Origin of the sequence: Pseudarthrobacter sp. SORGH_AS 212 (genome assembly GCF_030818145.1) — a bacterium.
Classification (GTDB): Bacteria; Actinomycetota; Actinomycetes; order Actinomycetales; family Micrococcaceae; genus Arthrobacter.
In genome coordinates this window covers 3,138,279-3,152,652 of record NZ_JAUTAA010000001.1, presented here as the reverse complement: position 1 = coordinate 3,152,652, position 14,374 = coordinate 3,138,279, and the positions used below count along the sequence as shown (strand labels likewise).

Genomic DNA, 14,374 nt, shown 5'->3' with positions numbered 1-14,374 from the left:
CAGGATCAGCCGGCGCCCGACGTCGGGGCTACCGTCTCTCCCGTACCGGAACCAACGGTAGGTGCCGGCGTCGCATTGTCCACGGACGACGTCGGCTGGCCACCACCCGCAGGCTGGCTTGCCGGGGCGGTGGGCAAGGGAGTCGCGGCCGGGGCCGGGGCGAACGTCTCGGCAGGTGTACCGGCCGGAGCTGTGGCCCCGCCCGGGGCAGGCGAGGACGTAGAGGCTGTGGAAGGCCCGCCACTGGGCCCGGCGGTGGGCGGAGTGGTCGCAACAGATGTGCCGCCCGCAGCCGGAGAACCCTTGACGATGGCCGTGATCTGCTCCTTGAACCCGTTGAGGGTGGCCTGGATTTCGGAGAGTGGGACGTCGCGGATGTTCCGGCCGTACTCGGCAATCTGCGCCCAGAGCGCCTCAAGCTGCTGCTTGCTGTCCCCGTCCAGCGGCCCGTCGAGTGAAAGGACCAGCTGGCTGGCCAGGGCGTACGTTAGGCAGTCGAGGCAGTTGTAGTTGGCCGCCGCGGAGAGATTTTCCGGCACGATCACATCCGTCTGCCCCACCACCAGGACCACCTGGAACCCCACGGCCACCGCCGCGCAGCCCGAGCAGTTGGCAAACGCGTAGGCCTCGTTGGCAGTGGTGACCGGAGCGCCGTCCTCCGCCCACACCAGCGCGAACGCCACGCTGTAGGCAACGGAGCCGTCCGTGGTGTTGACGGCGAGCGCCTGGTTCCCGTCGGCTTCCGGGGCGGCGGGCCGGTCGAACGGGAACACCCAGGACGGCGCCGAGGGCGCCACGGCAGCATCCGTGCCGCCAGCTGGCGCAGCCTCACCAGCAGGCTCCCCCACCGGCACCAGCACCATGCTCAGCTGAGGGTTGTCCCGCGTGGGTTTCGTGGCACCGGCCGGCCACAACGCCACGGTCTGCCCGGTGCCGCCCTGCCGCAGTTCCCCGGCGTCGCGGGCGGGAAGGATGGCGCGGGTGGCGTCCCCCAGCGTCCCGCGTTCGTACGCCTGCACCGGACGGTACGTCCCGCCGTCGGGCCACCATGCCCAGGCGAGGCCGGCCAACAAAGCACCCACCAAAGTCATGGCCGCGGTGCGCTCCAGCGCCTTTCCGCGGGTCTTCTTCCACAGCCCGGTGACCAGTTGCCGCAGCAGCCGCACCACGATGTACAGCAGGCCCAAAACCGGGATGGCCACAATGACAATGGCCACCGCCCGCATGGCGGCGCCCAAAACATCCCCATCGGCGAGCGACGCCGCCAGCATCCCCTGCTGCTTGCCCACACTCGCCCAGCCCGTGGCCAGCAGCCGGGGCAGTGACAGCACCATCATCACCATGCTGAACAGCAGCACGGGGACGGTCACCAGCACCCACACGGTGACCACGGCCCGCGCCCACGGCTTGAGCACCTGGCTTCCGGGGTTCCCCCACCGCCAGGGCAGGATCCCCAGGAGCGTGGGTTTGATGCGCTGGAAGAGGTCCGGGACTCCGGTGGCGTCGGCCAGGATGTGGTAGCCGTCGTACTTCACCAGCGGGATCAGCTGGCGGACCATCTGCAGGATCTGCGTGACCACCACCAGCAGCAGCGCGTCGAAGCCGGTGGCCCACCAGAGCCCCATGATGGCCACGGCAACGATGGCGTTGAAGTACAGCCCGCCCAGGTCCGTGCGGATCCTGCCGCCGCGGCCCAGCCGGTAGGAATCGGTGACGTCGGTAAAGAACGCCGGCCACAGCAGGTACAGTCCGGCGCCCATGGCTCCCGGCGTTGCACCGCCCTTGCGGGTGGCGGCGGCGTGGCCGAATTCGTGGAAGCCGGCGGACAGGATGGTGACGGCGAGGATCAGCAGCAGGAGGGCGGGCTGTTCGAACGCCTCATGCGTGGCCGAGCCGAGTCCCTTGACCATGAGCACCCACCAGCACGCGGCCAGGAACGCCGCCGTCACGGCCACCACCAGCAGCGGATGGAACAGCACGGCAAACGGTGCGGTGATCCTGCGGGTGCGCTCGGGATCGGACACGATGTAGCGGAACCGCAGGCCCAGCAGCGGGTTGGACTTCCTGACCTCCGGCTGGCTGCCGTCCGCGAGCCGGAGCACACCCATCGGCAGCAGCTGCGAATCCATCAGGGTCCGCACGTTGTCCGCGCTGACCAGCCGCCCGGAGCCTTCGCTGACGTGCCGGGCGATGCCCTCGAGGTCCTGCGTCCCGTCGGCGGCCTCCAGCACCAGGTACAGGAGCCTGGTCAGCTGCAGGGTCTGGCCGTCGGCGCGGCGCACCAGGGCGGGCGGTTCGCGGTAGCCGGAGCCCTCTGCGGTGCCCATCAGCTGGACGCCGTCGGCGCGGGCGGGAAGGTGGGCTCCCGCCGTCGTCGTCCGGCCCGGCGGATCCTGGGCAACGGCAACGCGCGACGACGGCCGGCCCGCCTCGGGAGGCGGGCCGCCATGGGTCTGGGTCATGGTGGCTTACTGCTGCAGGTCGGACTGCTGGCCGGCGGTGGCGTCGGCGGCGCCGTCGATGTGCTGCGAGATGGTGGCGCTCTGGTCCGAGATGGCGTACGCCTGGCTGTCGATGGAGCCGATGTTCGCGGCAACGGCGGCGTCGATGGGTGCGGCCACGTTGGCGTTCGCGGCCACGGCGCCGTTGATGGGGGCGGCGATGGCGGCGTCCGCGTCCAGGTTCACGTCCACGTTCAGCAGGTTGCCGTTGAGGGCACCGGCGGCATCGGTCACGGCACCGGTGCCGGGCAGTGCGGAGACGGCATCTGCGGCACCGTCCGTGGTGCCGGCGTCCGTGGTGCCCGTGCCGGCGGCATCAGTGTCAGTTGCGCCGTCGCCCTGCCCGATCACACTGTCCTGCTGGGATTCGGCGGTGGCGTCCGCGGTGATGCCCTGGTCAATCGCGGCGTCCTGGGTGGACAGTGCCTGTGCGTCCGAACCGTAGGAAAGAATGTTGGCCGAGGCTGCAGCGTCGATGGGCGCGGCTACGTTGGCGTTGGCGGCGACGGCGAGGTCGATGGGCGCGGCGGCGTTGATGCCCAAATCCAGGTCCGCGTTCAGGTCCAGGACCGATGCCACTTCCTTGTCCGGCAGTGCGGTGGCCTGCTCCTGCAGGAGTTCTTCGTCAGTGAGGGGACGCATCTGGTTGTCCATGCTTGAAAAACCTCCGGTGCAGCGCGGGTGCTCTGCCCCCAGCGGGCAGCCCGCGCTCCACAATACTAAGCATGATTAGCAGTTTTGCGAAGGGAAGCCACCTTCGACGCGCACATTCGATATCGCGGCCCAGATAACGTGCGCGTCACCGAGCATGAGCAGCGAAAACGAACCCGCAGTCCCACCCAACAGACCGCGGACAGCCGCATTTCCCGCGCGTGGAACCGCGCTACGGCCTGTGCGCTGACGCGTCGCCCCAGTACTGGTAGCTGTCATAACAGTCGCGGGAGCAGAACACTGCAGACGGCGTTGGAAGCAGGGCCAGCCCGCAGTACCGGCATGTCGGTTTGGGTCGCAGAATCTGCTTCACGAGTCTCAGCATGGTTGAAGGCTAAGCGCTCAATCCGCGCCTGTGATGAGTGGACCGATACTTCACTTTTCCCTGCCGCTATACCTGCCCTGCCACCGCTCGCCGGCGTTCAGCAGGCCTGGCCGGGACAGCCGTAGCGGAGCGAAGGTAGCAGGCCGTCTAAGAATTGCAGGCAAGCGGAGGGACATGTCAACGCGACCGAAATACTGAGTACGCGGCGGTCAGTAGAGCCCTTCGAGCATGTATCTCGCGTGAGCGGCGGCATCCTCTTGGTCCAATCGCGACAACTCGTCCGTGGGGTCATCACTCACCACGTAGTCAGCCACGAAGCTGCGGAAGGCTTGAAGGAGACGCTTCATGCTCAGACGCTAGGCGCCGTCGCAACCGGCCGACCCGCGTAACCGCTACCCGAAAACGCTCGCTACGGATACTTGGATGCGGTTTACTGGCGAGGACTCACCCCGGTACGCCGAGCCACGCCGGAGCCGCCTACCGGTACCCGTCCACGATCGCGGCAGCGATTTCCTTGTACGCCCGGCGGGTTTCGGGCTTGAGTACGTCGAGGGTCACCAGGTCACCGTCTGCAACGCCTCGGTCGTGGGGTACCGCGATGAGCTGGCGGCAGATACCGGACAGATGCTCCTCAATGGCGTCCTTGTCCACACGGGACGAAACTTCGTCTTTGTCTGTAATCACGACGATGGCGTTCCGGGCTAGGTCCTCGTACCCGTGGCTGGCCAGCCATTGAAGTGTGCTGCGGGCACGCTTTGCACCTGAAACCGCATAGCCGGCGGCGATGACCAGGTTGTCCGCCGACTGAAGAATCCCGCTCATCGCGTTGTGCGTCACGCCCGTGCCGCAATCGGTCAGGGCAACGGAGTAGTAGCCGGAAATGAGCTTGCGGATCCGCAGGTACTCCTCGGCGGTGAGAGAGTCCGAGACTTCCGGGTCCTGCTCCCCCGCGATCAAGTGAAGCCGGCCGGCATGGTGCATGTATCGGGCCAGCGCAGTCAGGGAGTCGATGGACTCGATGTTCTCCAGCAGGTCTGTGATGGTCCTCGGACTGGCCTGCTGGTAGATGCCCTCGCCCAGGGCGCGCTCCACCAGGTCACCAGAGTCCGGGTTGGCATCAATGGCGCACGGCGCATCGCCGCGGAATTCGGCAAGGGTAAGGCCTACGCCCACAGTGGTGGAGGTCTTGCCGATGCCGCCCTTCAGGCTCAGAACAGCGGTGTTATAGCTGCCCTGGAGCTGACGTGAAATGCGGCGGGCCAACTCATCCTCCTGGCGCTGCTTGGGCCCCGGCCCCATGTTCCAGGAACCGCCGGTCAGCTTGTACATGGCGCCGCGGAAGCCGCCCACGGGTCGCGGCTTCTGCTCCTTGACGAACAGTCCGGGCGAGCTTATGAAGTCCGGTGCAGGGCTGCCCGCGATGGCATCGGCGACTGTGGGGCGGCTTCGGCGGAAGGACGGCGCCTCAGGAGCAACATCTGACGACGGCGCGGAGACTTCCTGAGCGGCATCGCCAGCAGTGGGATCACTGGGAACAGCAGAAATGGGCGCGTCCGCTTGGACTGTGGACTGCGCGGAAACCGGTGGTCGCGTCGGCGCCGCAGGACCGGGCACGCCGGGCTTTGCTGCATCGGCCGCTGCCGCTGCTTCCGCCCAGGACGAGCGGCGCGTCGCCGACCCTCCGGCGTCGTTCTTGCGAGGCGTGTTTGGGGTTACGGCTGGCATGGTTCCTGTCCAGGCATCCTCAACCGAACCATCGGCGCGACGAATGTCGCGGCGTCGGCGCAGTTGCGGCTGCCCTGCATCTTCTGCTGGGGCGCCTGCATTCTGATCCGCCGGTTGTGGCATGTCTGTCCCCCCGGACGCTCGGCAAACTGTTATGCAGCACTAGTTCAAGGAGTAAGTCTAGGTGCTGTCAGCGGCATGCTCAGCCAGGCTGGCGATTCAGTGGTGCGTCAACGCGGTAGCGACCACAGCTGCTGTGAGAACCAAAAGGACAGCGACTAGTGCGTAACCAATCCACTTGGGACGGCCCTTATGGGGGTTGATGTCGACATATGGCACGTCAGCCCCTGTCCTCGCAAATTGACGACCGGGCGGGGACCCGGAGCGCGCGGCGCCTAAGCCGGAGTCTCTGATGAAAGAAAACAAAGGGAACCAAGAGTGTGCCTAGCAGGGCGCTGAGCGCTAAGGCGTAGTCAGATATTGCCAAAATGATCTCCATCGTTCATAAGCTTCCTTATCGACTCTGACATAAGCACGTGACACAAAGATTGACAAGTCACGTCAAAAGACTTGCGAGAAACGACAGGTTCCAGTTGGCAATCACGAGTAACGAGACTCCGACGCAACGGGCGGGACACGACGTGACTAGGGTGCGACTGGCGGTCTTAGCGGCGCTGCATAATTCTCACGCGCGAACCGACGAGAAAGTCGTGATCGGAGGACCAATCGTTGCCGAGAACATGACCCGCCACATCGAGATGCTCACGCGCGCTGGCGAAGACCAGATCAAGCGGTACACAAACGCCGTGAAGAACTACTTCAGCGGGCGCCTGGGCAAGCTGCCCGTTGCCGCCGTAGAGCACGAAGACGTCGTCCTCTGGGTAAAGGAAATGCTGGGCAAAACCTACAAGGGCAGCCACTCTCCGCGAAGACCATCGCCAACCACCACGGGCTACTGTCCGCGTCCGTGGAGACAGCGATCAGGCTCAAGCGCCGCGGCGACAACCCATGCAGGGGCGTCCAACTGCCCCGCGACGAGTCGAGCAAAGAGAAGATGCACTTCATGACGGCATCGGAATTCCTCGCCGTGATTCAGGCGCACCCGGAGCGGTATCAGCCGCTCGTGGCATTCTTGCGGGCAACCGGGGCACGCTTTGGCGAAGCGACCGCGCTGCACGGGAAGGACTTCCAACTGGACATCCCACAGCCGACCGTGCGTATCGAAAAGGCATGGAAGTGGGACAAGAATGACCGCTTTTACATTGGGCCGCCCAAGACTAAGAAGTCCAGACGCAGCATCAGCCTCCCACCGTCCTTCGTCAAGCAGCTGCGGCCTCTCGTTGAGAAGGCTGGACCCGGCGGTTTGGTGTTCGTCACGAGCTACGGCGGGCCCATCCAGGCATTCGACCTTCTATGGGTTCTGGGATGCCGCCCTGACCTCTCTCGGCTACCCGGATTCACGACATGCGACACACGCATGCGTCACTGATGCTCGGTGCCGGCATGAGCCCTTTCGAGCTGTCTCGGCGCCTAGGGCACGAATCGATTAGCACGACCGTCTACCGATACTCGCACCTCTTCCCTGATGCCCAGTTCCGTGCTGCCGAGATGGCAGAGAAGGCCATGGCCATCGAAGCTCCAGATGTCAAAGATGACCACGATGGAGAGCTCGAAGCCGCCAGCTGAATGTCAGCGCCCGGCCATAGAGTCTTACCCCGTGCTCACAGACCAACAGAAAGCCATGCTCGACTTAGCCGGGGAATCGTTCAAGTATGCAGGATCCCTGGACGCAGAAGCGAGAAGAGGTTCGGCCTCTCCCCAACCTGCTACTGGCAAGGGATCAACAGACTCCTGCGCACCGAGGAAGCGGTCGCGTACCGGCCCGCCCTAGTCGCCAGAGTGAACAACAGGCGCCGACCGTACGGCCCGGCCCATCCAACACATACTGGCGCCTCAGCTCGCCACGTAGTTGCCGTGCCATTCCCCTTCGGCCGCGCGGCGGACGTCGGCGGCCGGCACCCAGCAGGTGAAGTGGTGGACGTTGTCGTTCCAGTCCACGGTCGCCCAGTCGCTGTTGTAGTGGCCGCCGTATCCGTGGATCTCGATTATCCCGCCGCCCTTTAGCGGGACCCGGGCGATGATCTGCGGCTCCGCGCCGTACGTGAACCGGCGGACGCTCCCGGGAACAAGATCCGGCTTAGTGTCGGCATGCTCGTACTGGATGCCGTCCTGTACGAACTTCGTCCGCATCACAATCTTTTCCACGTGCACTACTAAACAAGCAGATAGCCGGACGCGTCGCCGGCTACGATGGCGGCCATGACCGAGGACCGCAACGCCGTCGAACCCGACACGTGCACGGAGGACGCCCCGTTGTATCGCTTGTCCGTTGGATGCTCCATGCCCTTCGGTCACGGCGGCCAGCACAACGCTATGGGCCCTACCGGCCAGATCGTCGCAGCCTGGCACTGAGGCAAGCGAAGAGGGTGCCCATCGCCGCTTCACTTTGTCCCGGGCGTGTCGGGCCAGGTTCTTAACTTTGGTTCGGGCTCAGACTGAAGGCAGCAGTCACCTTGGCTGCACCCTCCGGGAAGGAAACATAGTGGGCCAGACCCAGACCAAGTACAAGCAGGGCAACGAGTTCAAGTGCCGCGCATGCGGATCGTTCACGATTGACGAAGCACTTCCAGTCGTCACCTTTACTCAGACGTCCTACACGGACTACGCCCCTGATCGGTGCAGCAACGACGGGTGCAAGAACAGTTGGCCGGAGCACCCGAGAGGCTGGTGGGAGGCCGCCTAAGGAACGACCAAAAGCGCCCCACCTCCGAAGAGATGGGGCGCGAGGGGGCGATGCCCAGGTGTTATCGACTGTTGCTTACAAGTTCCGGCTTGCTCGTGCGAGCCTGCGACTTCGTTTGGATTGCCTTGGCCAAGCGGTGGCTTGGTCGCTCCACCAAGAGGAAGAAGAGCGGCGCGAGCAGGAGTGACAGTACGAAGCCAAGAAAAGCGGCCAGTGGCGCAAACTGGTCCCCCATGATGTATCCCAACGTGACAATGATTGGTTCGTGAACCAGGTAAAGGCTGAAGGATATTTTGCCGAGCCACTGCGCGGGCGCTGATTCTAGAGATGTCTTAAGTGGCTTCCAGTACATGGAAGCGAAGATCAGAACTGAAGCGCCCAGCACCATCGGGCCGATCATGGCATCCTGAAGCACTGCGTTTGAGCTGACGGGCATGACCCACCAGTGCGTTGTCAGGAGGACGCACCCTATGACGAACAGGGCCGGGAATATTGCGGAATGTCGGCCTGCAGCTTCAGCCCAGCGGGTCAATGTCCGGTGCTCGGCCATCATGACAACGCCAATCATGAACATCGGCATGTACTTCAACACGAGTTCCGGGGTTCCGTCTGTAAGTGCGCTGGCAGAGATTGCGCCCAGCAGGACTATCACCTTCGTGGCGAGGTGCCCCCGTAGCTTGAGAGCAAGCCAAAGGTACAGCGGCAAGGCGAGAGAGAACAGGATTTCCCACTGCAGGGACCAGAGGGGCGTTGCGAGGCCACCGGGCCCTCGAACGAGGGTGAGGTCGCGGCTGAGAATCGCCGCAGTTACGTTCTCAACACGAGCATTCAACCACTCGTTCGAAGTGTCGCCGTGGCGGGGAACAAAGAATACGGTTGTTGCCGCGAACAGAACTGCAGCCCATATCGGCAGGTAGAGACGTAGGAGCCTGTGCGGATAGAAGACCTTAGCCCGAAGCGGTTTCCTGAGAAAGGGAAGTGCTAGCACCACACCGCTCAAAACAAAGAAGATGTAGACCGCGCCATCACCTTCCCAAAGGATGTGCAGGGGCGTGTGCGTCAGCCACCAAACCAGAGGTCCGTCGGTGCTTGCGCCACGGGTGAAGTAGGTTGCCGCCAAGGCGGGAAACAGGAGGGCCGAGTGATGTATGAGGACAACAAGAGCCGCTACTCCGCGTATCCCGTCCAGCGAATGAATTCGGCCCCCAAAGCTAGTTCTTGTTCTCGAATTCATACTGTGATGTTAGGCGAACTCCAACTGAATGCATTCCTTCCGAGTTCCCACTCGCAGGTAGGCCGAGTTTTGTTACCGAATGAAACGCAACAGCGCCCGCCCAGATAGTGTGGGCGGGCGGTGTCACGGGGAAAGGGGCACCGGGGTCTAAGGGGCTGTGAAGCCCGCTGCGACGCTGATGTCTTTCGCAATGTAGGGCCCGAGAGTTTTGCTGTAGGTACCGGTTATGTGCGATATGCCGTCGCGGTAAACAACGACATTGCCGATAACAGCCGGGCACTCATCTGCCACGCAGAAGTACTTGACCGTACTCACCACTGCAGTGTTAGGAACCAGCGCTGCTGCCATAGAAGCTGCATCCTTGATCCTGAACGCTGCTGCTTGAGTGATGTTGCAGTTGTTATTAGTGACGTCAAAGGTCACCCGCTGCATGCATTCGAGAGCTGGCGCCACGTCGTTAGGAACGTCCTCTACAACGACAACCTTGGACCCGTTCGATGCCACGGGGCGCCACTGGGACGCGAAGGCTTCGGCCTGGGCCTCTTTGGACTCGGTGCCAGTGCCGCGATACGCAGTGGTGATCACCGCGTCATAGCGGCCCCCAAGCAGTTTCGTCTGGATGTCTGTCATCGCGGAACAAGTGCTGGTCGACCAGAGGCACCCAACGCCAACGTAGGTGTCAAGCTGCCAGTTCTGAGCCTTCGCCTGTTCGGTCAGCCCCGGAAGGAGCGCCGCCGCATGGCTGTCTCCCACGAGCGCGACCCGCTTAGTCCCTTCCCCGTACGTGCATGACTTCATAGGCTTGTCTTTGCCGAAGAAACAGTCGTAGGAGTTGCCGTGGTCATCCGCAAACGTACGCGTGGAAGGCGTGATGTCGCTGCCGAGATCACGGTCGCAATCAGCTTTAGGATCAAGGGAGGCCGCACCAAAGCACTTCACTTTGGCGATGGAAGTACCGCCTGAATTTGCGAGGGGAATCGAAACTGCACTAGCAGGGGACTCCCGCGGCATCAGGGCGGCAACCACAACAACGGCCGTGACTGCAGATAGCAGCCCGAGCCCGACCAATTTGGCGCGATTGGTTGGCACCTCACCAAATGATCCCCGTTTCGACTTAGTTGGCAATTCAAAATGCCTGGCCGGATTTTCTACCAAGTGGAAACTCAGCACGGAGAGGACGAGCATGGCGACAACGCCGACTCCGACATACTCCAGACTGTCTCCCGGGTAGATGCTCAAAAGCAGGATGGTCACCGGGAAGTGCCATAGGTACAACGAATAGGAGATGTCACCGACGTAGCGAGACACAGGATTGGTCAGCGGCCACAGGAAGCTGCGTCGCACTCCCGTTCCTCCCGCGATCAGCAGAGCCGCCGCCAGAACTGGGAACGCAGCAGACGGCCCGGGAAACGCCACGGTGTCAGTCACAACGAAGATGGATACGGTTATGCCCGCAAGACCGAGGACGGAGAGAGCGTGCCTGATCGCCACGGGAATGCGTGAGATCAGTGGTGCGTATACGGCGACGGCGGCTCCAATGCCAAGTTCCCAGGCGCGGGAAAATGTGGAGAAATAAGCCACAGAAGCATTGGTGTTCGTTTCCCATACAGACCAGACGAACGAGGCGACTGTAAGGAGAATGATGGCCATGCCGATGATTCGTCTGGCGTGCCCGGCAGCGGAGCCGCCCTTGCGATTGATGGCCCAATAGATCAGAAGCATGAGCCACGGCCATACGAAGTAGAACTGTTCCTCGACAGCGAGCGACCAGTAATGCTGGAGCGGGGATATCGCGCCGCCAAGCTGGAAGTAGTCTGTGCCGAGAATCGCGAAGCGCCAGTTGGCCCCAAAAAGGGTGGCCCACACTCCATCCCAGACCGTTGCGTTGAACCGCGTGCTGTTCAGCAGAAGGTAAGACGCTCCTACGGTGGCGAGAATAACCAGGAGAGCGGCCGGCATGATGCGTTTGGCCCTACGCAGGTAGAAGCCGGTGAAGGAGATCGTTCCCGTCCGCTCATGTTCGCGTAACAACAGGGCGGTGATGAGGAAGCCGGAAATTACGAAGAACACATCAACGCCCACGAAGCCGCCCGTAGGCCACCCGAGGAAGTGGTCGGCGATGACAGCCACCACGGCCAAGGCGCGAAGCCCTTGAATGTCCGGGCGGAAACCCTTGGATTGCGGCTTTGCTGCGGATGGCTTTGAATGCCGGAGTTGTGAGACGGCCATAGTTCCCCCGATGTATTTGTGAAAGACCCCGGCTGATTGTATTGCACCAGAGCATGCAGATTCGAAAGCAGGGAGTACGCTGGGTCCGTGACAACTGTTCACTTTGTCGGGGGACCGTTGGCCGGGCGGGTGTCATACCCGAGAGCGCCTTCAATACCGGCCTTGGTTGCGGAAAACGACTCAAACTGCGCGACCAAAAGACTAGAGCTGTCCAGCACCGGCGCGGCTGTTGGCACTGCGAATGTGTCGGTCGAGTACCGACCGGCAACACCATGAGAAATACGTGCAGCGTCTACCGCTGCAACGTTGAGGGTTCCCGAAGATGCGAACCCACCAAAGACCAGATTCCCGTCCCATGCCGTCTGCCCGGAGGAAGCACCAGCAGCGACGATCCGCGCACCGTCCACCCATAGGCCCATGGTCCGCTTCGAAGTAGCGGCAACGCGCCGGTAAACGAGCGCAACGTGATGCCAATTACCGTCCACAACGGATGGACCGGCCACCGCTGACGGATCATTCAAGAATATCTGCCCCGTGGTGTGCAGGCCGATGTAGATGCCAGGCAGCGCAACGATGACTTTGGAACCACCAGGCGCTCCCACGTGCTTCAGCGAGAACTTGACTGTGTAGTCACCATTGATATCAGGCAGCCCGGAATGCTGGATAGCAGCCGGACCGGAGGCCGCATTCCCAAACTTGCCGGCCGCGAACGTTGGAGTGCCCCGCAGCGCCGTCCGCGTCACTGTCTGCGGAACGGTAGGTGAAGGGCGCTCCACCAGCGTGATGGACAGGTTCTCCTGCACAAGCGCATTTGTCACCGCCGCAGCAGCTGCGGCCACTACATCGGGCGCCATGGACACTGCTTCAGCGACCTGGCCAGCGATGTTCGCCCGGTTGATACCATCTCGCACCTGGGCGTCCGTGGGGCCCTGCGCAAGTGCTGCAGCTGCTGCAGATGCAGCGGCGGCGTCGCGCATGCCTTTCGCGGAGGATACAAAGATCGTCAGCCCGTCGCCGACGTACTTGATGTCCTGCGAAGCCGGCATGCTGAACAACCACCCATCACCGGCGCGCCGCTTGTGACAAGGACAAGCCAAGGCGCCATAGGACTCCGTCCGGTCAGCCATTTGGCTCAGTTCTGCTAACCTGAAGCCCATGTATGGGGCCATAATAGCGGGCATATCAGCTCTAGCAATCGCGCTGATCCTAATTTTTGGACCCGTCGTTGCAGCGGTAGCCATATTCGGATTATGTGGGCTCACACTTCTTGCCGTGAAGCCATCATGGTCCTTGTACGCCACGATTGCTGTCGGACTCACCGCGTTCCCGGCCATAATCCCCTACAGCGTGCAACTGGGACCCACGACAGTTTTCTTATTCGAGCCCTTCCTCGTGATGGCAGCTGTCTGGGCCATATGGACACACCCACATCGGAGCGTGGCCAGGTTTCGTATCGGCGGGATGGTTGTACTTTTCCTCTGCGCAGCACTTGCGGGAGTTGTGAAATCGCACCCCCCACTCGAAATCATCGGTGATGGACGAGGGCTTTTTTCCACTATTTTAGCGGCTATCGTTGCATCACGCATATATGGAACATCCCATGCCGGCACGTCGTTGAAAATTATCAGGATTTCTTTGTGGGTTTCCCTAGCAGTCACAATTGCTGCTTCAATATTCAAGTTTCCCATTGCTGGCAGATCCGAAGCGGCCGCTCTCTTTCTAAACAGTTCCGGCGCAGGGGTCAGCGATGGCACTCGCTATCTGACGCCTGCTTCCCAGATGGCGGTGATTGTCGCATCGGTGGTCATCGCTCTTTTGATCACGAACAGGACCACGCTGAGGAAAGCAGCGCCCTATTTTGTTCCATCGCTGGCACTCTCTTTTTTCTCGTTCTCGCGGAATAGCTTCTTGGCGCTTGTGGTTGCTGCGCTTTTTGCAATTATCGCTGCCCGCGCCATAAGCTCGTTAGCGGTTATCGCGAGGTTATCCCTAGTTGTTGGATTCCCACTGCTGGTTTTGACATTGGCCCATTCTTCTCTCGGACTACCTGGTGGTGATTATGTTGCTTCCCAGATTAATGCCTTTTCAAGTCGCGTACTTGGAGGTCTAGACTCCGCGACTCTTGCAGATGACACGTCGGCCATCGCACGCGTCAATGAAGACTCTTATCTAACCGCTGCGATCGCCCAGTCGCCAATATCCGGGCATGGCTTTGGCTTCGCGTATAGGCCACCAACCGGCCCCCCTGGTAGCTTCTCAGCAACAAAGGGTCAATACTACGGACACAATTTTTACTTGTGGATCATGGTAAAGACGGGAATTTTTGGACTAGCCGCGTTCCTGTACTTTGCACTTTCGCCAATGCTGCAAGCGCTGAGGCAGCCGAAGAATAGTGCAGTTTTGGGCCTTGCATCAGCCAATGCGGGTCTTCTTGTCGCAATCGCTTTCGCTCCCTTTCCCAACGACGCCGGGAACGGTGGAAGTTTAGCTGTGGGCACGCTCTTCGGATTGCTCATAGCGGCTATCGCAACGAAAAATAGCGAGCACCCAGTGGCTTTGCCGCGGATACCTGGAGATACGGCCCGGTCCGTAAGAAGTGAAAGGTACGCGCGATCGGCTGAGAGCGACCCTACAGGCACTAGAGAAGCCGCCCTTAAGAAGGATGGCGTTAGTGCGGAGCCAAAGTTCGGCATGATTTAGGTCGGACGCGTGCATCGCCGCCCCGCCTGCAGAAAGCGGTACTGGGCGACTTCCTTTTTCATAAAGCCGCTGACGCCCTAACGGCTTCTCCTCGTGTTAAGTGTTTCTTGGGGCGTTGCGAGCGGAGGCTGCTGGAAGTGGGGCGC

Annotated in this window: 12 protein-coding genes; 3 read left to right on the top strand and 9 right to left on the bottom strand. The window is 62.0% G+C overall.

All coding sequences use genetic code 11. The features are described from left to right. Window positions 1–5: 5 nt before the first annotated feature. The 5 genes from QE394_RS14415 to QE394_RS14395 all read right to left on the bottom strand — a co-directional run bounded on the left by QE394_RS14415 (window position 6) and on the right by QE394_RS14395 (window position 6,182). Complete coding sequence (locus tag QE394_RS14415; RefSeq protein ID WP_349034892.1) at window positions 6–2,462, bottom strand: hypothetical protein; 2,457 nt, start codon at window positions 2,460–2,462, stop codon at window positions 6–8. A gap of 6 nt (window positions 2,463–2,468) precedes the next feature. Next, complete coding sequence (locus QE394_RS14410) at window positions 2,469–3,155, bottom strand: peptidoglycan-binding protein (protein WP_349034891.1); 687 nt, start codon at window positions 3,153–3,155, stop codon at window positions 2,469–2,471. A gap of 591 nt (window positions 3,156–3,746) precedes the next feature. Beyond that, window positions 3,747–3,884, bottom strand: a complete 138-nt coding sequence (locus tag QE394_RS14405) for a hypothetical protein (RefSeq protein ID WP_349034890.1) — start codon at window positions 3,882–3,884, stop codon at window positions 3,747–3,749. 130 nt (window positions 3,885–4,014) lie between these two features. Then, complete coding sequence (locus tag QE394_RS14400; RefSeq protein ID WP_349034889.1) at window positions 4,015–5,262, bottom strand: MinD/ParA family protein; 1,248 nt, start codon at window positions 5,260–5,262, stop codon at window positions 4,015–4,017. 665 nt (window positions 5,263–5,927) lie between these two features. Beyond that, window positions 5,928–6,182 carry a hypothetical protein gene (locus QE394_RS14395; protein WP_349034888.1) on the bottom strand — a complete coding sequence of 85 codons (255 nt, stop codon included), beginning with the start codon at window positions 6,180–6,182 and terminating at the stop codon, window positions 5,928–5,930. Window positions 6,183–6,229: 47 nt separating this feature from the next. Here QE394_RS14395 and QE394_RS14390 point away from each other — a divergent pair, with 47 nt between their 5' ends. Next, on the top strand, window positions 6,230–6,751 hold the full coding sequence (locus tag QE394_RS14390; protein ID WP_349034887.1) for a hypothetical protein: 522 nt from the start codon (window positions 6,230–6,232) through the stop codon (window positions 6,749–6,751). A gap of 464 nt (window positions 6,752–7,215) precedes the next feature. Here the strand turns inward: QE394_RS14390 and QE394_RS14385 are convergent, their stop codons facing one another. Then, entirely contained in the window at window positions 7,216–7,527 is a 312-nt protein-coding gene (locus tag QE394_RS14385) for a hypothetical protein (RefSeq protein ID WP_349034886.1), read from the bottom strand. A 54-nt stretch (window positions 7,528–7,581) separates the two neighbouring features. On the opposite strand from QE394_RS14385, the gene QE394_RS14380 reads away from it, so the two are divergent. Next, a complete protein-coding gene (locus QE394_RS14380; RefSeq protein ID WP_349034885.1) occupies window positions 7,582–7,734 on the top strand; it encodes a hypothetical protein in 153 nt (50 codons plus the stop codon). Window positions 7,735–8,126: 392 nt separating this feature from the next. Here QE394_RS14380 and QE394_RS14375 read toward each other — a convergent pair whose 3' ends face one another. The 3 genes from QE394_RS14375 to QE394_RS14365 form a co-directional block, all read right to left on the bottom strand. Further along, on the bottom strand, window positions 8,127–9,299 hold the full coding sequence (locus tag QE394_RS14375; protein WP_349034884.1) for an acyltransferase: 1,173 nt from the start codon (window positions 9,297–9,299) through the stop codon (window positions 8,127–8,129). Window positions 9,300–9,446: 147 nt separating this feature from the next. Then, window positions 9,447–11,528: an acyltransferase family protein gene (locus QE394_RS14370; protein WP_349034883.1), complete on the bottom strand. Its 2,082-nt coding sequence runs from the start codon at window positions 11,526–11,528 to the stop codon at window positions 9,447–9,449. 98 nt (window positions 11,529–11,626) lie between these two features. Further along, complete coding sequence (locus tag QE394_RS14365; RefSeq protein ID WP_349034882.1) at window positions 11,627–12,574, bottom strand: hypothetical protein; 948 nt, start codon at window positions 12,572–12,574, stop codon at window positions 11,627–11,629. A gap of 109 nt (window positions 12,575–12,683) precedes the next feature. On the opposite strand from QE394_RS14365, the gene QE394_RS14360 reads away from it, so the two are divergent. Beyond that, window positions 12,684–14,228 (top strand): O-antigen ligase family protein, encoded by a 1,545-nt coding sequence (locus QE394_RS14360; protein WP_349034881.1) that lies wholly within the window; start codon window positions 12,684–12,686, stop codon window positions 14,226–14,228. Window positions 14,229–14,374: the final 146 nt, after the last annotated feature.